This window comes from Rhizobium sp. NPDC090275 (assembly GCF_044772225.1).
In the GTDB taxonomy this organism is placed as follows: domain Bacteria; phylum Pseudomonadota; class Alphaproteobacteria; order Rhizobiales; family Rhizobiaceae; genus Rhizobium.
Window position 1 is genome coordinate 178,980 of record NZ_JBIVYL010000009.1, and the last position, 25,106, is coordinate 204,085.

Sequence of the window (25,106 nt, forward strand, 5' to 3'; positions counted from 1 at the left end):
TAGTCAAATCATTCGTATAAATCGACTTATTTGAAGGAGTGGCCCATGCAGAAATTTTCGACTGTCGATCTGCTGCGCGATATCAAAACTGTCACCATGGCGGCGGACCGCCAACCCGTCGCGATCACCCAGCACCGAAAGCCTCGTTATGTGCTCATGACCTATGACGAGTTCGAGGCCATGAAGACTAGGGGCGATCCCCGGCGGGTCTATGCTGCGGGCGAAGCTCCGCAGGAGTTGGTCGATATCCTCCTACCCGAACTTGACCGTCTGATCGCGGAAGGGAGGGACGCCGATGGTTGAAAGTCCGACCAGCGGTTCCGTTTTCCGCTACCCTTATCTCTGGGCCTGGCAGCGTGACAAGGGCGAGAGGGAAGGCCGCAAGTCCCGTCCTGTCTGCATGGTGCTCGCCATTCCCAAGGGCGCGCACACCCATCTCGTGATCCTGGCGATCTCCGGCACGCCGCCGCGTTCCGACCAGACCGCGCTCGAAATCCCGCAGCTCGAATGCCGGCGCGCCGGGATCCGCGAATGGAAGGATGCCTGGATCACCGTGTGCGAATTCAATCACGATATCGCAGAGGCGTCGTTCTACTACGATCCGAATGCGGAGCTGCTCGGCAGCTTCAGCAAGGGGTTTCTCGCAAAGGTCGCGAGTGCGTTCAGGCCGTTCCTGGCAGAGCCGGCGGCGCGGGTGAGCAGAACCGAGTGATCAGGCGTTCATCCGACCATTGTTTCTCAACGTGGAGCGCTGGGAGCGGGGGCAGTCGGTCCCGGCTCGCCCATGGGCCGCTATGCTGAGCCTCCTGCGGCTGCCCGTCTCCGCTCCCATCGCGTCGAGAATTCCCGAAATCCCGGCCTGCAGCCGGCGCGATGCTGATTTCTCCGATACTCTTCTTTCTTCCCTGATAGCCCTTCGCTCGCTTCGCTGCGCGCGGGGGCCGTTCGGTTTTCGCGGTCCGGGTTTCCAATCTTGATACCCAGCGGTCCTATGCTGGGTCGCAGCCAGCGAAGGGCTCGATGCCCGCACACGGCGGTTCGGGGAGCGCCCCGCCTCACCTGGCGGGCAGATGCACGGGCGCTGTCCGACGGCCCAGACGGGAAGCCGCGGCAACCGCATCGCCCATCCACAGGAGGAATGCGATGAGGCGAGCAGAAGCTGCGTATGGCAGCTTGCGGAAAAGAGGGTTGCAAGCGCCGTTATCAATGGGGTTCCATTGCTGTCGACCCTGTCGGCATCAGCCATGAGCGGAGAGAGTCGCGGTCTGGAAGATGCGTTCGATTGCGCCGGGCAGGGGGGTGCTGGGGCGCATGGCGCGTGGTGGGCGGGCGATGATGTCGTCGTCGGCGGACGGGAACGGACGACGCCCACGCCATCTCCGCAATCCTTCCTGGTTGGTCAACCCGGACGCGGCCACCACGTCCTCGATGTGGCATGTCTGATCGAAGACCGGCTGCGCCTCGATCGTTATCCCGCAACGGCCGTCCGCAACTTTCTTCCCCTGCGAACTGCGTTCGCATTCCGCGCGGAACAAGAAAGCCGCTCCCAGCCGCCCTTCACTCCGTTTCGGCCCAAAGCCACCCCGCTGCGCAAGCGCGACGGGGACCCCGGCGGGTGCGGTCCGATCGCCCCCGATCTTTTCGACAGCCATCGAGGTCGCGGTGGTCGCGATCCGAGCAACTCGGAAGGATTACGAAAATGGCAGTCATCGGCGAATTCACCACCAACGGCAACACCATCGTCGGCAACGTTCGCACTCTTACGGTTGGCCTCCGCGCCCGGCTGAACCCGATCGAACGCACCTCCCGCGACGCACCGGACTTCCGCGTCACCGCCGGCAACAATGTCGAGATCGGAGCAGGCTGGAACAAAGTCTCGGGCGATGGCGAACCCTTCATTTCCGTCACCCTCGACGATCCGAGCTTCAACGCCCCGATCAATGCCGCACTGTGGCCGAGTGAAGCAGACGGCGAATACGCCCTCATCTGGAACCGCCCGAGGCGCGAATCCTGACTCTTAATGCCCCGCCAGCCAAGGCGGGGCGCTCCCCTGTCGATGAAGCCGGAAGCGGGCATCGAGCCCGCCTCCGGCTTTCTGGTGCCATACGGGACGGGGGTGTCTGCTCAGTTCGTCCGAGGGTGTCATGGAGCCATGCCGGCCTCAAGGACTTCGTGGTTTCCCCCAATTTTGCCTCCGCTCCGGTTCCCTGCGCTCCGACAAAATCGGCTCCCCCACTCGCCGGCTCCGCCGGCCGCCTTCGGCGTTCCTTGACCCCGTCATGCCTCCATGACGGCGACCGTCATCTTTCACAAACGTCAAGGAGACGACGATGACGAATTCCATCGAACAACAGATCGAAGAGCTGCGGGCTGAGTTCCAGGCTTGCGTGGATGCCGCCGAGCGCCGACAGATTGCTGCCGAGCTTGAAGCTGCACGAGCCGAACTGGCGGTGATCATTGCCGAGCAGGAGGGCCTTGTCGAAGCCGAGCCTCCTTTCTGAGGAGGCTTTTTCTCTCTTCGCGATATCGGGGCCGCTCAGCGGCTGTCGCCGCCTGGCGGTCCACGGTAGCCGCGTCGGCGCTTGCTCCCCACAAGCTTCGCCATCGCCTTCGTCGCCGCCGTGCTTTCGTCGAACGTCTCCATCATCTCCTGCCCATTCGTTCCAATTCGCCCCCAGTGGCGGATCAGAGACGTCTCGCCGAACAGCGTCGGCTGGATCGAAAGGGAGTAGAACCGTCGCATGTTCTGCGACGGATCGATGCGGCGGAGATGCAGGGGCTCATCATGCGGTGTCGTCATGGCCCAGGTTTCGCCTCCCGCCGAGGCGTCGTCCAACGACTTATCTGAATCGCTCGGGATCGACCGATTCATGACGGTGATGGATTTGTCCTCAGGGTCCTTGGCGTTGCGCTTATCTATTTCCGCCCGATGGGGCCGGCTGCGCTCGGCAAACGGTCACGGTGCCTGGCGGCGCCGTGGGGTATCTCTCTCTGACTGCCCATTCTACACCCGCCGCTGCGGTGTCAAGGACTGCGCGGCCCCGCCAATTTTCTGCCGCCATCCTGTTCGGACGGCGTCAGAAAACCGGTTCCTCCGCTTGCCGCCGCTGGCGGTCGCAATGCGATCCTTGACCCCTCGCGTCTACGGTGTGGGCTCCTTTCGTCAGATCAACAAAAGGAGACTTCTGTGATGACAAGTTCAAACAACGCCGCGCAGGCAGTAACGGAAGCTTTGGAACGCGGCGATGATCGTCAAGGCGCGCGGGCTTTTTTCGATGTCGAGGTTCATCTGCCTGCCAATATCGACAAGGCGTTTCTCTCGGCGGCTCTGCTCTACGCGATCGAAAACAAGGTTGAGTTTGCTGTCTTCCATGAGCCGGGCAAGATCGTCATTGCTTGCGATCCTGCAGACACCGAGTTCATGCCGTCGCGATGGTCCGACAAGCGCTGGCATATCGGCGGTGAAGAGTTTGGATGCCATTCCCATCCGGACGACGAATGACGCTCCGATTGGAGCCGGTTGTTGCCGGCTCCAATCATCGTCGTTCGCGCGAAGAGAATGCTGCCGGCAGGTAATTCTTGGAAGGGTCGCCGAGGGCAAGGGAATGGCCGATCGCTGCGGCGACGCCAAGAGCCAACACCAGGATCGCGAGATTTGCGGGGCGTTTCGATCGCAGCAGATCGCGCCGTTGCCGCTGGGTTGAGCGGGTCCGCTGGAAATGGGTGCCGGGTTTTGTCGGGCTTCCGACAGGCTTCCTCGGAAATCTGACGATGTTGTTCAAGCTCGCTGATCCCCCCTTGGATGAGCTTCGTCTAAAGGACGTTGGTTAGGATAGGTTAATCGCATCGGATTTTTTTCGAGGCGCTCGGGCGCAAGCAAACAAGATCTGGGCGGGTCGCCTGCGGCGAGCGGCTCTATTCGTGTCCCCCCGGTCCACTCACGGAGCCCGCAAGCGGTCTCCGCCTACGGCGACGATCCTCCCGCGGCCCTGGCTTACTCCACACATCCCCAATATCGACCGCGAGCCCTCCGGGCAGTGTTACGCGACCGAGTGCTTTCCTTCGACTGATGTAGCCTTTTCCTTTTCCTCCTGCCGCCTGCGCCTTCCGTTGGTTGACCGGATGCGTTTCAGGACAGGCGGCAGAAACGGCACATCTTCCCACGCGACATCTCCCTCGAACAGCGCTTCAGCATTCCTATTGCGCCAGTTCACCTCCGCTTTCGTCACAAACGGGGGGGCGATCTCGGCGAGCGCCGCCAAGGGTGCAAGGATCATGACGCAAAACAGGCCTGAGGTTTTGACGACGTTCTCGCCAAGAGCAGAGAGGATGTTGAGGCTGATAATGGCTCCCGCGGCAAGGAACGGAACAAAAATCACGAAGGCCACCCATATCATCAGCGGGCCCATCAGCGCGTACCAATCCTTCTTCCAGCCATGCATGATCATTTTCCTCGGTTGATGGAACGGGAGCGTCGCTTAATCGGCTGGCAAGTTCAGATATCGGCGAAGGGCGCGCTCGACGATCTCCGAGGGAGAGGTCTTCTGCCGAACGGCAAGCATCTTGGTGGCCATTATGACAGAAGCGTCGATGCTGATCCTGAACCGCTCGGGTTTGGGCTCGTCCAAGACCGGGCCATCGTTTGGCGCGTTCGGTGAAGCCGCATCTGGCGCCTCCGGTGATGCGGAAGCGGGAGCCTTGTCCTCCGCCCAGGGGCCGCCTTCAGTATCGAGCTTGATTTCCTTCGGGGGCGATGATGCCGTGCCGTATGTGTCGCTCTTGCCGATCGATGCGTCGATCAGCGAGTCGAGATCGTTCAGATTGCGGCGTGAGCGCGGGATGGAGGGCGATTGCGTCATGGTGATCCGGATCAGGCCGTCTGCTCGATGGTCGAGGTCATGTCGGTGATGAGACCGATGATATTGTTCTGCGCCTTGGCAACCTGCTCGGCCTTGGATGGATCCCGCGCAATCCCGTTCAGCGTGCCGGCGTCGCGCGCGAATTGCTCGTACACCTTTCGCGCTCGCACGAAAGTCGGCAACGTCGGGAGCTTGTTGTCGCGGATCATGCGCACGGCATCCTGAAACGCCGCCGTGTTCGTGTCGATGCCGTCGACGCGATTGAGGACGAGGCGAAGCGGTGCGCGCTTGAGATTGGTCTCGGCCCATTCGAACAGCTTCACGGTTTCGACCATCTCGATGACGTTGGCCTTCGTCGGGACGAGGGTGAGATCGCTCGCGACGATGGCGGCGATCAGCAGGTCGTTCATCGATCCCTGCACATCGACCAGGATAACGTCGGCGTCAGCGCGCTTCAGGGCTTGCTTCAGCTCCTCTGTCTTGGTCACAGCGACGGCCTGCAAACCCTCCGGCAGTGTGCCGGCCGCTTTGCACCGATTGACCCATTGGAGACACGATTGCTGTTTCTGGTCAGCATCGATGATCAGCACTTTCGTGCCGCTTCCAGCGAGTTCCGACGCTATGAGGAGGCAGAGGGTCGATTTGCCGACGCCGCCCTTTGTGTGTGCCAATGCTATAATCGTCACGTTAACGCGCCCTGTTTTCCAAAACTACATATATATCAACTTATCAATATCGACCCTGTCTGCCAAGGCCGGAATGGCTGTCGGACCACGAAAGGTCGGAGTGGCATGTCGGTCTTTTCTGGCCCGCGGGGCTTTCGGGCCTCGTGGGCCAGCAGGTTGCTTCGTGGCTGGAGAGGCATGTGGGCCACCAGTCATACAACGACCAGTTCTGTCCCTGATGGCCAGCTTGGCTAATGAGCCGCAATGAAGCCACGAGCCAGGTTGGCCATAGATGGTCGGCGTGGCCCAGAGACCATTATGGGCCGACATGGACCGTCAGCCATGTGGGTCATTCGAGGCGGTTCAGCCACCGCAGCCAGCATAGCCAGCATAGCCAGCAAGGGCCATATAGCCACCTAAGCTACTGAAAGAAAACGGTAATTCGAATTTATTTGGTTGGCAGGATAGCAGTTTCCGTGATACGAAAACTGACATGTGCCCGATGCGGGCGGTGAGGCTCTCCCGGCAGTCGCGAGACCGCGACCGGGAGAGAAAAAGAGGCAGAGGCAAGAGGCCATGGCAAAGCAAACCTCCCGGCAGAAAGTTGTCCATGTGCGGTTGAGCGAAACGGAGCTTCTGGCGTTCGAGGCGTTCTGCACGGATGCGAACCTGACTGTCAGCGAGGTCCTGCGCCGTCTCGTGCGGCAGGCCGCAGGTCTGGGGCCGGCATTCGATGACGACCTGAAGGAGATCATGCTCGTCCATGCCGAGGAGTTGCGCCGGGTCGGTGTCAATCTCAACCAGATCGCCCGCGTCCTGAACGGAAGGCGGGAGCCGCAGTTCGAGGTACTGCTGGACGGGGTCGGGCGATTGGCTCGGCTGGTCGTTGCGCAGGCGGCGGATATGAAGGGTATGTGCGACGCTGGCCGCACGAAAGCGAGGCTGCGGGTCAACGCCGATGCTTGACCTCGATGCCTTTATCACATTGGTGGACGATCTTGAACGGAAACGCAGGGTTCCGTCGGCTACCGCTGCCGTAAGCTCGAAGCCTGCGGCGTCCCGTCAGGCGCCAGGCCCCGGACGCAAGCGCAGGCGCAGTCAAGCCGACGCAGATGATACTGGCCTTCCTGCCATTGGCGGACGTCCCTGGACCGGGCCGTCCGCGCCGCAGGCGGACCTCCTGGACGACGAGAGGCGTCGTCGCATCGGAGGAGGTGGCGGTAAGAAGCCATCGGCCGCCGGTCTCCGCCTTGGGCGCGGAAATGGCAGTGGAGCAGTTTTTGATCGAACTGCAGTGAGCTCTCCTCCCGGTGGTGCGAGCGGTGAGCGTATTGCTCTCGCCTCCGGTTCCCAGCCTGCCGTCGTCAAGCTCGTGAGCTTTGCCGCTGGTCGCGCCCGTCTCGGCAAGTTGTTGACCTACCAGAGCCGCGGTGGCGAACTCGCCGTCGAGAATGAGGCCGGCGCCACCTCGGAAGGACGCGACTGGATCGGCCAGCTGGCCGACGAGTGGTCGGAAGCGGACGGGCGTGAGCCCTCGAAAGATGTGTTGCGACTGTCGATGACGGTCGATGCATCCCGTTTTGCCGATGACGCCGCCGTTGGCGAAGCCCTTAAGGATGCGCTTGCTGGTCATCGCATCGCCTGGCGCAGCGTCGAGTCCGCCGATGGTGCGGCAAGGGAGATCGAACTGGTGGTGAGCGCGGCGCGGCGCCGGCAGCCCGGGGAGGAAAGGGCCGGGCGTATCTATGACAACCGGAAATCCTTAAGCGCCCTGGACGATGGGCTGACAGCCGCCTTCGGCCCCGACACGGTGGTCGACGTGCATGGGTTCGCGCACGGTGTCGAGGGCGTTTCTCGCTATCTCGGCCAGTTGAGCAAGGGTGGCAGCCACCGTGTCATCGTCAACAGGATAAACCGATCCGGTCAGCCGGGCGCCGATGATGTTCTTGAGGGAGACCGTTCCGCTCTCGACGAGGCGAAGGAGTGGAAGCGCGATCTGCGATCCCAGGAGCGCCGGGATGTGGCCCACATTGTCCTCAGCGCCCGGCCGGGAACACCCAAGGATGCCTTTGTCGACGCCGCGCGTGCCATGCTTGCCCGCGAATTCGCCGGCCACCGTTATCTGTTTACGACGCACGAGGATCGCCGCCATATCCATGTGCATGCGGTGGTGAAGATGCAGTCGGAGACGGGAGAGCGTCTGCATCCGAAGATCGAGGATCTACGACGCTGGCGCAGGACGATCGCCGAAGAGGCGCGGGAGCGGGACATCCCAATGGATGCGGTAAGTCGTTTCGAACGAGCGAACCCGCCCGGTTACAAGATGAAAGATATCAGACGTGTCGAGCGCGGTGAGGCTTCGGAAAACACGCGGCGCCGGGTAGAGGCAGTGCGCGACGGCATCATCCACATTCCGAGCCGCAACGAGGGCAAGCGCCATGCACAGGCGGTCGCGATCGGTTGGAACGGTGAGGCCGAACGGGTGGCAGCAACACCGTATCGGCCGGAGCCGAAGCAGCGTCCGGGCGTTGTTCGCCTCTATCGGGCGGAGCGGCAGGATGCGCGTTCCTCGGCACCGCTGTTTACGCGTGATCGTCATGTCGCCGCCCAACGGGTTGTTCGCGACGGCGGGGCGCTTCGTTATATCGATGTCCCCCTCGATGCGGTGCAGATGCTCACGCCGTCCCGGCAGGATCCGGAGAATGTCTTCGTTGTGCCCAGGGCACTCGCCGCCAGCAGCAAGGTGATCGACGTGACAGATCCCGCGCTCGTTCGAAATTTCCGCGACCGGGCTGCAGTTGCCGTCGCACAGGGTCGCGAAACGGCGGCCGAACAGAACATGACCACCACCAAACCCGCAACGATCAGGGAGCAGGACATGCCGGACCTCAATGTGATGAATAACGCCTTCACCGAGATGGAAACCAGTCTCGACCAGATCGGGCAGAACCTGCCGCCGGAGCGGCTTCAGGAATTCGACGGGCTGCGCAAAAAGCTGAAAGTCAGCCAGACGAAGATGCTCGAAACGCAGACGAACATCGAGAAAAAGCGCGGCAGCATCGAGGGCGAAACCTATGTAACGCCGGTCCCGCATCAATTCGCAGGCTTCGTCGCGGAGAAACGCGGCGAGGATGTCCGCTACAACCATCGCAAGACCGATGGCCGGGTCGGCGCCGTAGCCTTCACCGATCACGGCGACCGCGTCGAGATCGGAAACTGGCGGGACCGTGAAGTGGTTCTCGCCGCGATGCAGCTCGGTGCCGAGAAGTGGGGCGCGCTCACCGTCAACGGAACCGACCGCTACAAATCGCTCGCCGTCGAACTTGCGGCGGAGCATGGGTTCAGGCTGACCAATCCGGAGCTGCAGGATGCCCTGGTTGCTGCCCGCGACCGGTTGGCGAGCCAGCGTCCCAAGGAGGCAAGTATCACTGCCGGCGGCTCGACGCCCACTGAGACAAAGGTCGAGACTCAAAAGGCAAATCCAACTCCGGCCGGAACGCCGACGCAGGAAACAGCCGCGGCAGCGAATGCCGGAGAGGCCGCAAAGCCGGCGCCGACCTTCGTCGATGCCGGCGACAAGATCAGGCTTTCGGATCGCGACCGTGCCGCCATGCTGTCGGCGATGCAGGAGGCTGCGAAAAAATGGAACACGATCGCGGTCACCGGCAGCGACGAGGATAAGGCGCTCGCTGTCGAGCTTGCTGCCGAGCACGGCTTCAGGATCACCAATCCCGAGCTTCAGGACCAGCTGAAGGCAGCGCAGGCGGTGGTCGAGGAGCGCCGCGCCCGCGAGGAGGCGCTGGAGCAGCAAAAACTCGGTTTCGTCGACGGCGCGAAGATCGCGAAGGAAACGGCGTCGGCGCAGACCGCGACCGCTCCGGTCGAGATGCCGAAACTCCCCGTCGACACTGGTGACAAGGTCAAGCCAGCCGATCGCGGCCGGGATTCCATGTTGGTTGCCATGCGCGCCGCATCGGAGAAATGGGGTACCATCACCGTCAATGGAACCGATCGGGAGAAGGCTGTCGCCGTCGAACTCGCAGCCGAGCACGGCATTGCCATCAGCAACCCTGAACTTCAGGATCAGGTGAAAGCTGCGCAGGCTAAGGTCGAGGACCGCCGAGCAAAGGAAGAAGCCCGTGAGCGCAAGCAGCTAGGCTTTGTGGCGGGGACGAACGAAGCGGTCGCCGCGCAACGCACCGATGCAGAGATCGCTATCGCGCTCGACACGGTAAAGGAGAACACCCGGGCCGAGGCGGTACGCGAGACCAGACAGGCCCAACGGTCCGAGCGCACGAACGAACGGCCGTTCGACGGAGGAGGGGAGGACCACGCCTTCCGGACGAAGGCAGAATCCGCAGCGGCAAGGCGGGCCGAGCGATCGGTCGAGCAGAACCCGGCTACGCCGATCCCGACCGATATCAACCAGTCGCCGGAGATCGAACGTCAGCGACAGGTCCAGGACGAACTCCTGTCCGAGAAGGAAGCCAACAAGCAGGCTAGGGCACCCAGGCAGCGGCAGAAGCCTCGACAGAAACAATAATCCTGATCATTGTGCGGTTGGCGAAATTCACCGCATGCACGCTTTTGGGAAATCCGTTATTTGCGGCAGGCAGAAGTCAGAGTCAGATGCGACAAACCTCTGGAATTTCGCGAAAGCTGAAGGGAAAGCAGACTTTGGAGATCCCGGAGCGTTTTCATATCAGCGAAACATGTGAATGGCTGGTAAGTCACCGGCTGAACTCTGCCCTCCCAGGCTACCTGATGGTCAGCTCAAAATCGGACACGAATGATCTGTCGGAGTTGTCGAAAATGGCGCTTGGCGAACTCGGGCCATTGCTGGCGGCGGCTCAAAAGGCATTGAGGCAGAATTTGCATGCCGAACGGGTCTATATCGGCCGCTATGGGCACTCTCCCGGCTATCCAATCCATTTTCATGTGATCCCGATCTATGATTGGGTCGAGGAATTGTTCTGGAAAGACGAGAGATATCGTTTGCTTGAAACCTTCGCAGAGGGACCAGGAGATACGCCGACAGATGGCGCGGAATTGACCTTGTTTGTCTGGCGGGAGTTTTGCGAGCGTGCCGAGCCGCCTGCGATCAAGGGACCTTCGGTCAGCGAGGCGATCGAGCTATTGCGGCTAACGTTGAAGCCTGAGAAGGAGTGGAGCTTATGAAAACTGCGATCATATTTGACTGCGAATTTCTTTGCCTTGAGGGGTCTCAACGCAGATTCTGGTGCGCCGCCCATGATCCCGACCCCGTTATCGCCCAGATCGGTGCTGCAAAGCTTGGGCTTGAAGACGATTTTCCGATTGTAGATACCTTCAAGGCCTATGTCCGGCCGATCGATCGGTTTGGCAACAGGTACGCGCTCGATCCTTTTTTCACGAAGCTGACCGGTATCACCGAGGAAAATATAGAGGGCGAGGGCGTGGCGCTGCAGGATGCATTGGCGCAGATCGACAGCTTTTCGGGCGGCGCGCGATTCTGGTCATGGGGTAAGGACGAACTGAACATGGTGGCGATCAGCTGTTATGTCGCCGGCATTCAAGCTCCGATCCCGGCTCATCGTTTCGACAATGCTGTCAAGCTCCTGCTCGCAGCCGGGATGCCGGTTGAGGATCTGGCGAAGACGCCGAGCAACAAGCTCGCAGGCTACTACAATGTCCAACATCCCCCTCTGCAGGGCCATGACGCGCTCGATGATGCGCTTTCTGTTTCATATACGCTGCAACATCTTATGAGGGCAGGGCAGCTGAAGCCCGAGGTATTCGATGTCGAATGATGTGAAAAGGGTGGAATGTCTAGCAAAACCTGGGGATTTTAAACGCAATGGACGAAATCACCGAAACGAACCGGTAGCTTGGAACGCGCAAAGATTTGACGCGTGGACGCCGACGGTCACCGTCGCGGAAATCCTAACTGGAGCGACGAAAGCGGTAATGCGGGCCCGACGACGTGTCAAATTCCGGTCCTAGGGACATGAATCCCAGTCGCTCATAAAAGGTCTTCGCGGCCGAGCGACCATCGCACCAGACAAGCGCCGCGCCGCGTTGGAAACACGCTTCAATGCCAGTCGCAATCAGCGTGCGGCCGATCCCTTTTCCTTGAAAGTCTGTTCGGGTTGCCGCTCCTCGGAGCTGATAGGAAGTGAGATCGCGGCTACCATCTTCGGCAAAGGGGGTGAATGACGCGACCGCGATCAATTTACCTCCCACGTCAGCGCCGAAATGGATTGCACTGTTATCCTGATACTGAGCGATGCTAGCCACCACCTTGGCCGGACTCGGCTTAAGGACATCGGATCGCACACAGACGCCTTCAGCATAGGTGATCTCGCGAATTGTACCGGTTGGAATCAATGACATATGCCGGCCTAGAGGATACTGGCGGCTGGTGCAACCGAAGCATATGGCCAGCGCGCAAGAGTGTATCGTGAAAGGCAGGCTTTTGCGAGATCAGGGCCGCGACGACCAGGGTTGTTCGTTATTAATGAAGAAGATATTATTGGTTTGAAATCAATGGCTTAGTTCCATAACTCAGGTTATGCGATACGTTATAACATAACAATCACCGCTCGAGCATCTGGATCTCGGCAGCGCGCCGGCATCACCATCATCTCGCAATTACATCTACTAATGGATCACGCCGACAAACGCGCAATTCTCTTTGATCGCATCGCCCGGCCGAATACGCCCCGCTCCGCCAAAGCATGGCCACAGCCTTCAGTCTAGCACGACGATCGGATGGCCCCTATGCTGCGGCAGTCCCGGAAAACGAGAGTAGCAGATCTTGCGATAATTCGTGTCATTGGGCCGCCGCGCTCCGTAGACGCTCTCCATGCTGAAGAATGTCTGGCCGTGGGCGTCGGTCGCAAAGCCGCTATAACCGTTCTGGATCAGCCGGTGAACGCTTCCCTCCGTCCGGTCGACATTGATGTAGCAGAGTTTAGAGCACTCTGCCACGAGGTCGTCGGCTGAAGGCCTGGCCGCCGGATCGTAATCGAGGCATCGATCGACGATGCCCTGAAGTTCGGTCGCTAAGGGCTTGAACTGTGAGTTTGCGGTCATGAACGCCGGCCATGCGTTTCGGGTACGATTCTTGACGTTAACGGCGGCATCTAGGAACACACCGAATGGAAAATCGCCGGCAAGAATGCGAAACATCAGTGCGCCGAGCGACCAAATGTCGGCCTCCTTACCGGGGTGGTCGCCAGGCCGGCGGAACATCATTTCAGGCGCCATATAGGGCAGCGCGCCCTTGATCGTTCCCGATGTCGATCGCGTCAGATCTCCATTATCCTGCGCCGCCAAAGCAAACACTTCCTCGGTCAAAGTGGCAATCCCGAAGTCGGTGATCTTAAGCTCGTGGAGATTTACGCCCATTTCGACGATGACGTTGCTGGGCTTCAAATCACGATGGACGACACCAGCATGGTGCGATGCCGCCACCCCTTTTGCCAGATGACTAAGAATACGCGCTGCCAGGTGCGGATCCACAGCCCCGAAACGCGCGAGCTTTTCCTCTAAAGTCTGCCCCTCGACGTATTCCTCGACCAGAAACGGCTGACCGCCTTCCTCGAAATAGTCGTATGTCTTGGCGACGTTGTGATGGTTGACCCGCGCCGCAATGACGGCGCTTTGGCTGAATCGCTTCACCTGCTGGCCAGGTTGCGGAGTTTTGACAGCGACATCGATGTCCAAAAGCGTGTCGCGCGCAAGATAAACGTCCTGCATACCACCCCGCCCGATATGTCTGGCGATATGATAGCGGCCTGAGACTGTGTCGCCTTGTTTCATGGCATGACTTCCGGAGTCGAAACATCGAACGTGACGAAGCGACGGCTTTGGCCCGGATTGCCAAAGGTGACGACGCAGCACCCCGGAACGATGTGCCCGACCTTTGCGATGGCATTGTTGAGAAAGACAGCGCCAGACGCACTGATCACGGCGAAGTCCGTTCCGTTGTATTCGATACCGATAGAGCCGATCGTGCCGGCATTGACGTTGATCTTGCGGTTCTTGCGATCGAGGTTATGTGTCTTGCCGCCGAAGACTACAAGTGCGCGGTGTTGATCCTCGAGCAGCTGTTGCTGCAGAACGGTCTGGACCTCGGCCATGCTCGGCCGCCTTGCCGGATTGCCGGCTAGGCATCCGTGCACCAGCGACGTCGTGACGGGCGACAGCCCTGGTAAGGCTGCCGACAGCGCTGGCAGGGAGATCGGCTGAGGCGGCTGCTGAGCCAACTCCCGCGGCGGGTTTGTGCTCAAGAGTGCCAAGGCAGTCGCGCCGAACGCGTACACATCGATGGACGCGTCGAAGCTGATAGTCTTGTCACTCCACAGCTCGGGTGCCATGAAGACAGGAGTGCCGATAATACTCCGGGTTTTTGCCGTATCCGATGATCGCGCAAGCCCGAAATCGATGATCTTGATAACGCCTTCCTTGTCGAGACGAATATTGTTTGGCTTGATGTCGCGGTGAATTACACCAGCGTCGTGGATATCCCGCAGCCCGGATGCGATCTGCCAGAGGGTATGAATGTATTTGCGGTTAGGTTTGAAGGATCCCACCTCGAGATTCTCGCCGTCGATGAACTCCAAAACGATCGCCGTTTCAGGCTTACGCCGATCCAATAATTGTATGACGTCGTAAAGCTGGACGACGTGTTTGGACCGAAGCTTCGCGAGCGCCTTCTGCTCATCCAGCAATCGTCGCTCCTCCACTCCAGTCTGGAGACGCTTGATGATGACCGGCCGTTGCAAATGCGTGTCCACGCATTCGATGATTTCGCCCATGCCGCCGGCCGCGGTTCCCCCCGTGGGCGTATATCTACCGGCTATCGTCATCGCCGTCCTTTGCTTCCGCGGATTTTTCAATGTGGATTTCGAGTTGGACGTCATCTGTCGGCGGTCTATCCTTCCGCCCGGTCTTTTTTGACGATCGACGCGCGCCCTTGCGATCTTTTTGATAAACGCCCGCCTCCTCGACGGCGGCTTTGGCGGGTGGTGCTTCCGGCGCTCCAACCGGCTGCGGCCGGGGTGCCTCGCTGAACTCGCGGACCCAACCAATTGCCATCGTGCCGAAGGGATCCCAGATCTGCACGCCCCCGTCCTGGCTTCTCCCAGGCGGTATCGACAAAGCAGGTAGGTCAATCAGGGCTATAGAGGCGTTGTCATGGCCACCGCACCATCGCGCCAAAGCCGATAGCCTGTCGGCCGCAGCTTTCGGGTCAGGCGCATTGAAGAGAACGCTCGCAAGGGTCTGGGCCTCAACGTAGTGGATGCCATCGGTGGTCAGGGCGAGTTCCGTGACGTTCGAGGGAACAGCTCGAATATGGGGGCGCATGCCGTTGCCCATCCCGACGAACTGCAGAAGTTCACGGCCATGACCACCGACGGCTTCCTCTAGGGAATCATCAACCGTCAGCCGTTCTACCTTCACGCCCTTACCGCAGGCATAAATTCTGCTATCACCGAGATTGATAATGACCGGAGGCACGCCGGCATCGAAAAGCAGGGCGGAGAAGGTCGCCCCGCCCCGCCCCTCGGCGAAGGCATGAACAGTATCGTTGGCATGCGAAATCGCCGCTGCCGCACGCTGCTCCAGTCCCTGATGCCGGTGACGCACCAATGCATGGAAAAACGACGCCACGGCCAAGGTGGCACATTTCGCGCCATCCCTCATACCGCCCATGCCATCGGCGATCACCACGGCAACGATCGGCTGGCTGCCTTGTCTGGCGCTCACACGCAGAGCCGCAATCCGATCCTGGTTTTCTTCACGCTGAAGGCCGATGTCGCTGGCCAAAATGGCAGGAAAATCGAAACATTGGTTCACGGCCCGTCCGGGAACGGGTCTGGACAACCAGTTCGCCACCATTTCCTGAAAAACATCACCGCGACCGGCGGAGAGCGGCTCCGATATGCTTTGCGTCATCTAGTCCACTCATCTCCCTTATCCGACGACTTGCATAATGACCCGCGCGTATCTGAATTATCTATTTGAGATTATTGGGCCTATGCAGCTGAGTCGGAAAAGTCTATGCTCAGCATAAGATATCAAAAGTGTCGTGGCCATAATGATATGCCCTTTTTAATGTACCTCATTGTCTTTCCTCGGTTGTGCAGGAAACATTTCGCAATCATGAGTCGAGCCAGTTTTCGGTGACCAGCCCAGGATAGGCGGCGAAGTCTCGAATATTATTCGTTACCAAAACGGTACTCAGTGCGATAGCATGCGAGGCAATCAACTTATCCAGATGGTCTCTTTTCCGCTCCCGCGTCGCCATGCGAACCGGCCCATAGGCGCGCGCAGCGGCCAAGTCAAAAGGCTCCACCGTTATCAAGCTGGACAGCGCATCAAGATTGGTGCGTTCCCGTTCGGGATCCTCTGAAGCCGAAACGCCATAGTCCAGTTCGGCGAAGGTGATGGCTGACATCACGACATCGCCCACGTAGCAACTGGCAAAACGGCGAGCCACTTGTTCCGGCTGGTTCTTCATCAAGTAGATGCACATATTGGTATCGAGCATGTAACACGGCATCAGATTGGATTCCGCTCGCTCTGCTCGTGGTCTTCCCTGCCGTTCTTCAGGAAGGTCGGCGAAAAGCGCGCGAAGACGTCCAGGACGCCAGCGAGCGACTGGCGAACGGGCCGGATGCGCAGTTCGTCGCCCACCCGCTCGATTTCCAGTTCGACATCTGTCCGGTCAAATGCGAGTTCGGCCGGGATGCGAACAGCCTGCGAGTTGCCGTTTTTGAAAGCTCTAGTGGTTTGCATGAAGCTCTCCCTGTGTGTACGAGGATGTACCATACTCCATCGTTTCCCAGATGTACATACAGGGTGTGTATTTCAAGGGCAGCCGAGGGCGTGCTGCGCTTGCGCTGTATCCGCTCTTCCATCTATCCTTTTGCCACCAACGATAACTCTGGCAGCATTGGGGTAATCCTCAGGGTAGCTTCGGAATGTCCCCCTCGCCCGAACGCCAGATCCATGCCCGCATTTCCGGCCGGGCCTCGATCATTTCCGCGAGGGCAACTTCAAAATCATCGTCCACGTCTGGTGGAACGATGAACATGGCGACCGGATCCGGCCGGGGTTCCGGCAGGGTGACGCTCACCACCGGTTTATCGTTGGACAGATTGAAGCGGAGCCCCTTTACGCTCTTGCGGCGCAGGCGGGCCAGTCGTTCCAGCAGCTGCAGCTCATGCGCCGTTTCGAACGGAACCCAGTTTTCGGTGGTGATCATGAGCGCCATCTCCTCGACCACAGCGAGCCCGCCCGCGTTGAGACCGAAGGTCAAAATGGTTACGAGGTGATGGGACGGATCGGCATTCCAGAAGGCGAACTCGGTGGCAAAGGTTTTCTCCAATCGCTTCCATGTTTCTTCCTCGATCACCAGCGGGTAGTCCGGCATGTGCTTGACGACCAGCCGGCGGCCGCTGCGCGCCTCGGCAAACTCCTTGACCTCTCCGACCAGAACCATGAGCTTGCGTTTTCCAGTTCCGCTGTTTGCAAGTCCCGCCAGAGACACTGCCCGGCGTGCGGCGATCGCCGATTTTTCGTCCGGATGGAACACCTCCGGCACAAACAGCACTTCGGAAAGCGAACCGCTGCTAACGGTCATCCGTCGGGACGCCTCAATCAGACTTGCGCGCACCCTGCCCCAACCCCTCTTGCCGGCCCAGGCGGCTGTCCATTCGGTCAGTTCGCCCTCCTGCCAGAGATAATGAAGCAGGGCGCGCAGCGAGAGCCGCTTGCTGACATTCTTGACTGTATCGGCAGCCGAGGCTTCCGCAGCGGGCGCCGGTCGCGAACCGGTCTTCGCCAGCGGAAAATCCAGCCGAAGCGCTGCGACACCATTCTCCTCATCGATCCGGATCGCATCGCCGATCAGCGGACCGAGGCCAGAAAGCTCGTGGGGCGGCTGATAAGAGCCGCAGGAAGGGTCATGGTTCCCTCCCGATGACGGCATACGTTTGATGAGATGCTGTCCGTCAAAGCGGGCGATATACATTGCAACGCCATCAGGCCTGCACAGGCAAAGCGGCCGGAGTTTTCGAGCAAAGGCATCCGCGAGCGCTGCTGCCAGTTCCGTCGCCTCCGCAAGTTCAATCCCGTCGATCCGATACCGGCGCATGGTTTTCTCCTTCCGACTTCGCTCAAAGGCTTTGTTTGGCGGTCGCGACATCCGCCAACCGTAATTCGTTCACCTCTCCCAGTTCGCTCATCGATTGTTCGTAGCCGGTCCGGAGATTCGTCAGAGCCCGCGACAACGCGCCCGCGTCTGCGGCTCGGCCAGCATCGATATCATCGCCCAAAAACTCTTCGATATCGGAGAGGACGGCACGTCCATCCTGGAAAAAAACCTCGAGCCGATTGTCTTCGTCGTCATCGGTTTCTTCGGCGACCGGGGCCGGGGTCGGTGGCGTGCCCGGAGAGAAGAACAGTTCTATCCCATTAGCCGTCCGCTCGAGACGCGCGGCGATCGCAGCCCAACGGGCGGCTGTGATCGCGTCGCGCAATGGCCACACAGCGTCCAGGGCCGCTGCGCGGGCTTGCCGTCCTGTCTTGTCTAGCCTGCTCCGGTTGCCACGCAGCACAGCGATTGTCTCGGGTGCGGTTCTCAGCCGGAATAGCAGGTCGGCGACCGCCTGATCGTCGGCTGCGGTGATCGCCTGCCTATAGGCGTGCATGAGGCTCGCGGGCTCGGAAAAGACGCTACGTGCCCGCGCGAGGACAATGGCATCATGGTCAGGACCAACAGCGACAGACTGCGGGACGTTTTCCGTCTTTTGCGGATCTGGTGTACTTGGCCTTGCCTCAAACAGTGGCCATTCCGGCTGCAACGTCATCTCGGGAATGGACAGATCCCTGGCATAGGCCTCCACCTGCCGGCGGCGGGCGATGAACCGATCCTGCGTGTAGAAGTTCAACTTGTTGAGGCTGGCGCCATAGCCGCTGCGGATCTGCAGGATCGTCTTCTCGTCGTCGAGGCGCTGGACCGCATCGGGATCCATGAGCGGAACGAGCTCGAACCGGCCCTGCGATGCTGTCTTCGAGCTCAGGACGCCTCGATTGCGTCCCCACCCTTCCCGCTCCTCGTATTTGCGGCCGAGGTTAGTGGAGACGAAACGCGCGGTGGTTTCGTCGCCGACGGCGATGAACAGCTTGATGTCCATATTGCCGATCAGCGCATCGCGGGTCTTCTGGCCGTAGCGCTCGTCGATCTGGGGGATATTCTGCGCAACAAGCGCGATCGTCAGGCCGTAGCCGGCCACCAGCGGCGCCCGTTTGACGATCTCCGGAAGTCGCTCGAACTGGTAGAACTCGTCGAGCATCATCAGGACCTTGTACGGCTCTTCTGGAGCTGGCAACCGCCGCAACATAACGTCGTGGATCTGCTGGATCAGGAGGCGGATCAGTGGCTCAACCGTGCCGAAGTCCGATACGGGACTGGCGATAAACAGCGAAAACGGTTTGCGCCTGAGATCGCGGATATCGAAGTCACTCGCCGCACAGGCTTCTGCCATCAGCAGGTTGTTGAAAGGAGCCAAGACGGTCACGATGTGCCCCTCAAAAGAGGGTCGCTGATCCTCGTCGCGTCCGAGATGCTGGCGAAACCCCGCGACGATGAAATCGTTCAACCCCGGCTCGCTGGCAATGATCGCCTCGAGCACCTCCGAAAACGACTTACCCGTCGAAAACAATCGCAGCACCGATCGCAGGTTCCGCCGGCCCTCCATCGTCTTGGACTCGAGAACGTACCCAATCAGGGAGGCCATCAGTCCACGCGCCGTCTGCTTCCAGTAACCCTCCTCCTTCTCGCCGATCGGCAAGAGCGTCGTGGCGAGATTGATGAGGTCGGTCGACCGTTCCGGCCAGTCCCGCACAAAATCCAGCGGGTTCCAACGGTGGGAATTCTTTGAGCCCGGCGCGAAGACGAAACATGCCTGGCCCATCGCAAGACGGGCCGGTCCGGTCAGAACAAAGGTTTCCAGCTTCACATCGAGAACGACGATCGAGCCCAGGTATTCGAGCAGGTTGGTCATCACGAAGCCACGGCCTTTGCCGGAGCGTGACGGTCCGTTGACGAAGAAATGGCTGTCGCCGCTATAGCGGATATCGACGGCCTTCTTGCCCGTGCCGAAAGTGCCGAGGAGGATGGATTTTCCGGGCTCTCCCTGGGTCAGTCCGCTTTTTTCCAGATCCTTCAGCGTCGCAAATCGCGAGCCGTCGCCCGGCGGTCGGACCTCCCAGGGACGGATGATCAGGATTAGAATGCCGCCGATGGCAACGGCCGCTTCGACCAGCGTCGCGATCGCAGCTATTCCGATGATCCTGCGGACCGTCGGATTTCCCAGATAGACCCACGCCTGCCTGGCCGGCATGAACAGATCCTCGCCCGTAAAACTTTTCCACATGGCTGTGCTTTTCAGGACGAAGAAGCTGGCTACCGCGTAGTTGAAGGACCAGGCGAAGAACAACGCCGTCACGAAGAGAAACGGGCCTGCGGCGATCAGGACGATCTTTTCGTAGCGCTTCATGGCGCTGACCACCTGTTGAAGTAGATTTCGGTGACTGCGCGCTTTGAGGTAACGGGGTCCCTGCTGATCTGCACGACGACCGGCGCGACGAAGCGGACAAATTCGAGAAGTTCAGACTTGGAAAGACCAAGACCCGCCTGCATCGTGGCCATCGCCAGGCGTTCATAAGCGCCGAGGGGACTGTCTGCGTGCAGCGTCGACATCGAGCCGGGATGGCCGGTATTGACGGCTTGCAAGAACGAGAAGGCTTCGGCGCCGCGGATCTCGCCCATGAAGATGCGATCGGGACGCAGACGCAGTGCCGCTTCGAGGCAATCCTGGATGGTGGTCTTCGCCCTGCCCTGCCCGCCCTTGGAGGCGATCAGTGCCAGGGTGTTCGGCTGCGGGGGCCTCAGCTCGCGCGTGTCCTCGATCGAGATGAGCCGCTCCCAGATCGGGACGTCCTTGAGAAGCCCGTTGAAGAATGTTGTCTTGCCCGACGACGTGCCGCCCGAGATCAGCATGGTGACGCGGTTCTCGACGGCGAAGCGGAACCAGTCGCGCCGAGCCAGAGGCGACGGATCGACAAGCCGCTCGATAAGTTCGCGATCAAGGTCGGAACATTCCCCTTCAATCCGCGTCGGGCCGGACACGCGAATACTATCGAAGCCGCCGAGAACGACATAGTCGTCCAGGCTCATGTCACGGATGACCTGTTTACGGATCGCAAAAGCGCCGCCGGCGCTCGCAACCGGAGCCAGCACCGCCTGGAACCGTTCGCCATGCGGCATGGCGGCTGATAGCAGGGGCGTCTCCTCGTTGACGCTCTGCTGCGTCGAGCCGGCGATCATCTGGGCGAGACCCCGGATCGCCCGTTCGTCAAGAGCTGCGACCACGTGACGGACCATCCTCGCCTGGTCCGTGCGCTCGACCCAGACTTCTCCCGGCCGATTGCACATGATCTCGATGACACCGGGATCCTCCAGCAGGAACCGAATGGGATGCGCGGCCTGCCGAAAGAAGATCGGGAGGGTTTGCCAAAGCGGGGCGTCTTCAGCGCCGCTTGCCGATGAGCTGGTTGCGGCGAAGTTCATTGACGGCCTCCTTCACAGGATCGGGATAGAGGGCGGAGAAATCGAGGTCGCGACGTACGAAGACGACAATCTGTGTCCCTTGGTCGACGTAGATGGTGGGCGGGATGTTGATTGAATCCTTCAGGGCGGTGTTGGCCATTTCAGCCATGGTCTGGGAGATCGTCTGCTGCGCCTGGGTTTGCGCGTCCGATGCCGTGGAAGAGGAGGACGTGGTCGAACTGCTGCCGTTGGTGTTGAGACCGGCGATGAAGGACGACACGCCGCCAACCAGGCTCAGCACCGATGCCGCGCCGAAGCGCTCGAGGTAATGCTTGTCGACGATACCGGGAAGGCCCGAGCGACCGAGATCGTCAGCGCCGTAGGATCCGAGCGAGACGGACGTGCCATCAGCGCGCAAGGCGCGTGTCCAGACGATCAGAACCCGGGTCTGACCACGCGCTATCCCGCTCTTGTATTCGCCCGTCAGCATCGTGCCCTTCGGAAGGAGGATGCGGCGGCCATCGAAGGAATAGACATCGGTCGAGATGACAGCCCGGACCATTCCGGGGAGATCGGACTGGATCGCGGTTTCCAGCACGCCACGAATGAGCGTGCCTTGCGGGATCAGCGCATCGATGCGGTCGTTACGGGTCGCCCTGACGGTCTCGACATCCTGGGCGCCAATGGCGGCGACGAATTTGCGGTTCGGATCGTTGTCGGCCGCGGCAATATCGGCGGTGGAATTTGTATTTGCGCTCATCAGTGAGTCAGCGGGGTCTTTCTGCGACTGATCGACGACCAGCATGTTCGAGCGCAGTCGGGCTTGCCGCAGCTCTTCGGCCTTTCGGGCACGCTCAGCCTCTTCAGCGGCTCGGCGGGCTGCGCCATCGTCAACCGGAGGTGCTGCGATCACCACAGGCTCGACCTTTTGCTCCGTCTCGACGACCGGCGGCGTGATGACGAGCCTGTTATCCTCCGGTTCGGGAACTGCCTTGGGATCGAGGTTCAAATGACCGGAGCGGCTCGCAGTCTTGAACTCTTCCTGCGTTTCGGTGGAGGCTGGAGCCCCACGGCTACCGAACGAGACATAGGCCGCGTAGCCGAGAATGGCGAGTGCGGCAGATCCCAGCAAAAGGGGTCCGATCCGGCCACTCCTGGCGCGGGGAGGCCGCGCGACGGTTTCGGTAATATTTGCCTCTTGTTCGAAATCAATGGCCATTGCCGCCTCCATGACTGTCGTCGGAAACGGTGACCACAGGTTGCCGATGCCCGGTTTTCCTGAGATTGAAGACGCAGGTGGCGACGTCTCCGTTGCGCAACGTCCACTGGTTCGCCACTTTGTCGATGACGATATAGTCTCCCTCGCGCCGGAAGTTCACGAGGCTCTCGTGCCCGTCGGATTTCACGGCAAAGAAGGCGGGAAGTTCACCTGAAAACTGGAAGAAGGTTTTCTTGCCGTCGTCGAACATGGCGGTCGGACGATTGTCGACTGCGCCTTTGTAGCCATAGTCGTAGTTGAGCCCCGCTGGGTTCGCGAGCGCTGCCTTGATATTCGGCATGGAGGCGTTCTCTTTGGCTGTCGCCAGAAGTCTTGCTGTAACGGCGTCCTCCGGATAGGCGAACCGCAGCTTGATCACGGCATTACGGGTGTTGCCCGGGGTCGCGCCCGTCAGCATGAAATTGTAGACACGCTTCGAGGTCACGACGTTCATATTGGTGACAGCGTTCGGCTCAAGCGGCTTTATAAAAAGATATTGCTTGGATTGGTCCGGTACGGCCTGCCAGGCGACGCTGTCACCCATGGCGACAGTGGCGATCTTCTCGTCGTCGTTGAAGACGATCATGGTAGACACCCCCATCATACCCGCCAGATAGATGATGTTGTCCCTTTGGAAGGGCACAGTGCGGATCCGCGCGTCCGCCTTTACCGCCTGAGGCACACTTTCAGCTCGAGCCAGCGGCGAACTGAGGCCCAGCGTTAGTGCGCCGACGATCAGTAAACTCCCTCTGCAAGCGGTCACTGGCGATCCTCCGTGGAGGAGACGGTTTCCTGATCACGACGATATTCCGTGACCTGGAATCCCAGCGGATTGTCAAAGCGCCAGTCGTTTCGCATCGGTTCGGACGTGTATTTGAAGCGAACATTGGCGACCCAGTGGTTCGTCTCCGTCGGTCCTGTTTGTCCGCTGCGCGTCGTTGAGAACCGCACGGCGGCGGTCCGCTCGTTGAGGAAGATGATGCTTTTGATCGCGACCGAGACGGTGGTGTCGGCGCCGTAGATTTTGACGGGGTTATCGGGATTGGAGCCCGAGAATGTGTTGGCGAGATCCTGCGCTGCTTTGCCGGTGGAATAAAGCGATGCAAGGTCGAAATTATCTCTCAATCCCTTCGGATCGTAGGTTTCCCGTGCGCGGATGAAGCGGACGATATTGGCGCGTGTCACGGCCTCGTTCTGCGTCAGATCTCCCGCTTCCGAGAGCGGTCGGCTCGCCTCGACATAGCCGGTGGTCTTATCGACCTCGAGCACGACCACGTCGAAACTCTTCAACGGCAGTGTGGCCCACAGTAGCCCGATCATGGCGAGGAGCGCAAAGCCGAGCGTGATCGCCACGACACGCCATACGGCGCGCGAGGCTGCCACCGAGCGGTACACGGATTTTTCCCAGCGTTCGCCCTCCTGGTAGTAGCGGGGATCCATATCCGGTCGCGCCGTTGACGCCGTCGCTCCGGCACTGTCTTCTACTTGCATTCAAGATCTCCTGGAAATCACTTGCGGGCGTTGAGCGCCGCCGACGTAACCTGAGCGGCGGCAGCGCTGCCGTCCGAAACCGTTGCGGTGGCTCCCGAGAAGCGGTTGAACAAGGCGCGGCCGCCGCGCCATGTGCCTACAGCCCCAAGGAGGGTGCCAGCGCGCAGCATCAGCAATCCGGAGCTGGTCGAACTGTCGATGCGGGGTCCTCCGCCTGCAATTGCTGCTGCAAGACCGACGACTTCCTTCAGCATCAGGGTCGTCGCCATGCACATGAAGATGAAGGGGGTGACCGTTCCGAGCGTCGGTTCACCCGACTGCAGGGCGGTCACGGTATTGCCAAGCAAGCTCGTCATCAGTCCGAGCACCGTATAGACGAGGATCGGCAGCAGCGAATAGGTCGCAAGCGAGCGGATCCAGCCGTCAACCACGCCCGACGTGATGTTGAAAAGCGCACAGCAGATCACGATCGGACCGATCCCGAGCAGGATAAACATGGTCATCTTGCCCATGATCAGGATCACGGCCGCCGTGGCGCAAAGGATCAGCACGAAGATGATTATCGCGCCGGCAATGAAGTAAAGCCAGAAGGCGGTGACGCCGCCTTGTGCGGCGACGGCCGAGGCGCCTGCCATCCCAGCGTGCCAGATATCGGATAGGCTCTGTCCCATTGATGCACCACCGCTGCCGCAACCCTCGCCGCCGGCTGCCTCGCAGACAACGGAGGCAACGGCTTCGGGGGCCCGAACAAGCGGTGTCACGATCAGAGGCTGGTAGGTCGCCCAGGAGACGATCAGGCTATAGGCAATGAAGGCACGCCCAAATTTCCACACGAAGGCGCCAGCTGTCATCGGTGCCCGGCCGAATAGCATCTCATAGCCCCACCAGACGACATAGACGGTGAGTGCGGCAAGGAAGAGCGGGCCGAGATAGGTGGCGAGCGCCTCGTACATGCTCTGCACCGCCGAGGTCCCCATGCTGTCGACCTTGCCGAACAGGGTGTCGAATATGTCGTTGGCCATAGGCGCTGTGCCCTCAGAACATTGTGACGCCGTCCTGCCGGACCAGCGGGCCGCAGTCGGTCTCGGCGGCGAAGGCAGCGGAAGAGAAGAGGCTCGGTTGATTTTCCGCTGAACACGGGGGCTTCAGCTCCTTGTGACCGGCGCAGCCGGAAATGGTCGCGAGAAGTGCGCTGAGCGCGAGGACGAAAGTGGCTCGAAGCATGGGAC

General features: G+C 60.3%; 29 protein-coding genes. 9 read left to right on the plus strand and 20 right to left on the minus strand.

Features of this window, described 5'->3' with window-relative positions; genetic code table 11:
• Positions 1 to 45: 45 nt before the first annotated feature.
• Positions 46 to 303 carry a type II toxin-antitoxin system Phd/YefM family antitoxin gene (locus tag ACIQUB_RS22460; RefSeq protein WP_402932311.1) on the plus strand — a complete coding sequence of 86 codons (258 nt, stop codon included), beginning with the start codon at positions 46 to 48 and terminating at the stop codon, positions 301 to 303.
• Positions 296 to 712 (plus strand): hypothetical protein, encoded by a 417-nt coding sequence (locus ACIQUB_RS22465; RefSeq protein ID WP_402932314.1) that lies wholly within the window; start codon positions 296 to 298, stop codon positions 710 to 712. Before ACIQUB_RS22460 ends, ACIQUB_RS22465 begins: the two co-directional genes overlap by 8 nt.
• Positions 713 to 1,238: 526 nt before the next feature.
• Here ACIQUB_RS22465 and ACIQUB_RS22470 read toward each other — a convergent pair.
• Positions 1,239 to 1,535 (minus strand): hypothetical protein, encoded by a 297-nt coding sequence (locus tag ACIQUB_RS22470; protein WP_402932317.1) that lies wholly within the window; start codon positions 1,533 to 1,535, stop codon positions 1,239 to 1,241.
• A 164-nt stretch (positions 1,536 to 1,699) separates the two neighbouring features.
• On the opposite strand from ACIQUB_RS22470, the gene ACIQUB_RS22475 reads away from it, so the two are divergent.
• Positions 1,700 to 2,014 (plus strand): DUF736 domain-containing protein, encoded by a 315-nt coding sequence (locus ACIQUB_RS22475; RefSeq protein ID WP_402932319.1) that lies wholly within the window; start codon positions 1,700 to 1,702, stop codon positions 2,012 to 2,014.
• A 316-nt stretch (positions 2,015 to 2,330) separates the two neighbouring features.
• Positions 2,331 to 2,501, plus strand: coding sequence for a hypothetical protein (locus ACIQUB_RS22480; protein WP_402932322.1), 171 nt, complete (start codon positions 2,331 to 2,333; stop codon positions 2,499 to 2,501).
• 35 nt (positions 2,502 to 2,536) lie between these two features.
• Here the strand turns inward: ACIQUB_RS22480 and ACIQUB_RS22485 are convergent, their stop codons facing one another.
• Positions 2,537 to 2,800 carry a WGR domain-containing protein gene (locus tag ACIQUB_RS22485; RefSeq protein ID WP_402932324.1) on the minus strand — a complete coding sequence of 88 codons (264 nt, stop codon included), beginning with the start codon at positions 2,798 to 2,800 and terminating at the stop codon, positions 2,537 to 2,539.
• 390 nt (positions 2,801 to 3,190) lie between these two features.
• Between ACIQUB_RS22485 and ACIQUB_RS22490 the strand changes: the two genes are divergently transcribed.
• On the plus strand, positions 3,191 to 3,502 hold the full coding sequence (locus tag ACIQUB_RS22490; protein WP_402932327.1) for a hypothetical protein: 312 nt from the start codon (positions 3,191 to 3,193) through the stop codon (positions 3,500 to 3,502).
• 34 nt (positions 3,503 to 3,536) lie between these two features.
• On the opposite strand, the gene ACIQUB_RS22495 is transcribed toward ACIQUB_RS22490, so the two are convergent.
• The 4 genes from ACIQUB_RS22495 to ACIQUB_RS22510 form a co-directional block, all read right to left on the minus strand.
• Positions 3,537 to 3,782: a hypothetical protein gene (locus tag ACIQUB_RS22495; RefSeq protein WP_402932330.1), complete on the minus strand. Its 246-nt coding sequence runs from the start codon at positions 3,780 to 3,782 to the stop codon at positions 3,537 to 3,539.
• Between the two features lie 258 nt (positions 3,783 to 4,040).
• Positions 4,041 to 4,442 (minus strand): hypothetical protein, encoded by a 402-nt coding sequence (locus ACIQUB_RS22500; protein WP_402932332.1) that lies wholly within the window; start codon positions 4,440 to 4,442, stop codon positions 4,041 to 4,043.
• Positions 4,443 to 4,478: 36 nt separating this feature from the next.
• Positions 4,479 to 4,859 carry a CopG family transcriptional regulator gene (locus ACIQUB_RS22505; protein WP_402932335.1) on the minus strand — a complete coding sequence of 127 codons (381 nt, stop codon included), beginning with the start codon at positions 4,857 to 4,859 and terminating at the stop codon, positions 4,479 to 4,481.
• An 11-nt stretch (positions 4,860 to 4,870) separates the two neighbouring features.
• Positions 4,871 to 5,530, minus strand: a complete 660-nt coding sequence (locus ACIQUB_RS22510) for a ParA family protein (protein ID WP_402932338.1) — start codon at positions 5,528 to 5,530, stop codon at positions 4,871 to 4,873.
• A 570-nt stretch (positions 5,531 to 6,100) separates the two neighbouring features.
• On the opposite strand from ACIQUB_RS22510, the gene mobC reads away from it, so the two are divergent.
• From mobC to ACIQUB_RS22530, 4 genes are all read left to right on the plus strand, one after another.
• On the plus strand, positions 6,101 to 6,490 hold the full coding sequence (gene mobC / locus ACIQUB_RS22515) for a plasmid mobilization relaxosome protein MobC (protein ID WP_402932341.1): 390 nt from the start codon (positions 6,101 to 6,103) through the stop codon (positions 6,488 to 6,490).
• Positions 6,491 to 6,818: 328 nt separating this feature from the next.
• The gene (locus ACIQUB_RS22520; RefSeq protein ID WP_402932344.1) at positions 6,819 to 10,067 is read left to right on the plus strand and encodes an LPD7 domain-containing protein; all 3,249 of its coding nucleotides are present in this window, start codon (positions 6,819 to 6,821) and stop codon (positions 10,065 to 10,067) included.
• A gap of 134 nt (positions 10,068 to 10,201) precedes the next feature.
• Positions 10,202 to 10,702: an HIT family protein gene (locus ACIQUB_RS22525; RefSeq protein WP_402932697.1), complete on the plus strand. Its 501-nt coding sequence runs from the start codon at positions 10,202 to 10,204 to the stop codon at positions 10,700 to 10,702.
• Positions 10,699 to 11,313: a 3'-5' exonuclease gene (locus ACIQUB_RS22530; protein ID WP_402932347.1), complete on the plus strand. Its 615-nt coding sequence runs from the start codon at positions 10,699 to 10,701 to the stop codon at positions 11,311 to 11,313. The genes ACIQUB_RS22525 and ACIQUB_RS22530 overlap by 4 nt, the downstream gene beginning before the upstream one ends.
• A gap of 133 nt (positions 11,314 to 11,446) precedes the next feature.
• Here the strand turns inward: ACIQUB_RS22530 and ACIQUB_RS22535 are convergent, their stop codons facing one another.
• The 14 genes from ACIQUB_RS22535 to ACIQUB_RS22600 form a co-directional block, all read right to left on the minus strand.
• Positions 11,447 to 11,896 (minus strand): GNAT family N-acetyltransferase, encoded by a 450-nt coding sequence (locus tag ACIQUB_RS22535; RefSeq protein ID WP_402932350.1) that lies wholly within the window; start codon positions 11,894 to 11,896, stop codon positions 11,447 to 11,449.
• 357 nt (positions 11,897 to 12,253) lie between these two features.
• Positions 12,254 to 13,327, minus strand: coding sequence for a serine/threonine-protein kinase (locus ACIQUB_RS22540; RefSeq protein ID WP_402932353.1), 1,074 nt, complete (start codon positions 13,325 to 13,327; stop codon positions 12,254 to 12,256).
• The gene (locus ACIQUB_RS22545; RefSeq protein ID WP_402932356.1) at positions 13,324 to 14,325 is read right to left on the minus strand and encodes a serine/threonine-protein kinase; all 1,002 of its coding nucleotides are present in this window, start codon (positions 14,323 to 14,325) and stop codon (positions 13,324 to 13,326) included. Before ACIQUB_RS22545 ends, ACIQUB_RS22540 begins: the two co-directional genes overlap by 4 nt.
• 34 nt (positions 14,326 to 14,359) lie before the next feature.
• Positions 14,360 to 15,466: a PP2C family protein-serine/threonine phosphatase gene (locus ACIQUB_RS22550; protein ID WP_402932359.1), complete on the minus strand. Its 1,107-nt coding sequence runs from the start codon at positions 15,464 to 15,466 to the stop codon at positions 14,360 to 14,362.
• Positions 15,467 to 15,671: 205 nt separating this feature from the next.
• On the minus strand, positions 15,672 to 16,061 hold the full coding sequence (locus ACIQUB_RS22555; RefSeq protein ID WP_402932362.1) for a type II toxin-antitoxin system VapC family toxin: 390 nt from the start codon (positions 16,059 to 16,061) through the stop codon (positions 15,672 to 15,674).
• 11 nt (positions 16,062 to 16,072) lie between these two features.
• Positions 16,073 to 16,309: a type II toxin-antitoxin system VapB family antitoxin gene (gene vapB / locus ACIQUB_RS22560; protein WP_402932365.1), complete on the minus strand. Its 237-nt coding sequence runs from the start codon at positions 16,307 to 16,309 to the stop codon at positions 16,073 to 16,075.
• 169 nt (positions 16,310 to 16,478) lie between these two features.
• Positions 16,479 to 17,669, minus strand: coding sequence for a DUF1173 domain-containing protein (locus ACIQUB_RS22565; RefSeq protein ID WP_402932368.1), 1,191 nt, complete (start codon positions 17,667 to 17,669; stop codon positions 16,479 to 16,481).
• A 22-nt stretch (positions 17,670 to 17,691) separates the two neighbouring features.
• Positions 17,692 to 20,076, minus strand: a complete 2,385-nt coding sequence (locus ACIQUB_RS22570; protein ID WP_402932371.1) for a type IV secretory system conjugative DNA transfer family protein — start codon at positions 20,074 to 20,076, stop codon at positions 17,692 to 17,694.
• Positions 20,073 to 21,149 (minus strand): P-type DNA transfer ATPase VirB11, encoded by a 1,077-nt coding sequence (virB11, locus tag ACIQUB_RS22575; RefSeq protein ID WP_402932374.1) that lies wholly within the window; start codon positions 21,147 to 21,149, stop codon positions 20,073 to 20,075. Before virB11 ends, ACIQUB_RS22570 begins: the two co-directional genes overlap by 4 nt.
• Positions 21,109 to 22,347, minus strand: a complete 1,239-nt coding sequence (virB10, locus tag ACIQUB_RS22580; protein WP_402932377.1) for a type IV secretion system protein VirB10 — start codon at positions 22,345 to 22,347, stop codon at positions 21,109 to 21,111. The genes virB11 and virB10 overlap by 41 nt, the downstream gene beginning before the upstream one ends.
• The gene (locus tag ACIQUB_RS22585; RefSeq protein ID WP_402932380.1) at positions 22,337 to 23,149 is read right to left on the minus strand and encodes a TrbG/VirB9 family P-type conjugative transfer protein; all 813 of its coding nucleotides are present in this window, start codon (positions 23,147 to 23,149) and stop codon (positions 22,337 to 22,339) included. The genes virB10 and ACIQUB_RS22585 overlap by 11 nt, the downstream gene beginning before the upstream one ends.
• The gene (locus ACIQUB_RS22590) at positions 23,146 to 23,877 is read right to left on the minus strand and encodes a virB8 family protein (protein WP_402932383.1); all 732 of its coding nucleotides are present in this window, start codon (positions 23,875 to 23,877) and stop codon (positions 23,146 to 23,148) included. The genes ACIQUB_RS22585 and ACIQUB_RS22590 overlap by 4 nt, the downstream gene beginning before the upstream one ends.
• Before the next feature lie 17 nt (positions 23,878 to 23,894).
• Positions 23,895 to 24,899, minus strand: a complete 1,005-nt coding sequence (locus tag ACIQUB_RS22595) for a type IV secretion system protein (RefSeq protein ID WP_402932386.1) — start codon at positions 24,897 to 24,899, stop codon at positions 23,895 to 23,897.
• Between the two features lie 13 nt (positions 24,900 to 24,912).
• Entirely contained in the window at positions 24,913 to 25,101 is a 189-nt protein-coding gene (locus tag ACIQUB_RS22600; protein WP_402932389.1) for a hypothetical protein, read from the minus strand.
• Positions 25,102 to 25,106: the final 5 nt, after the last annotated feature.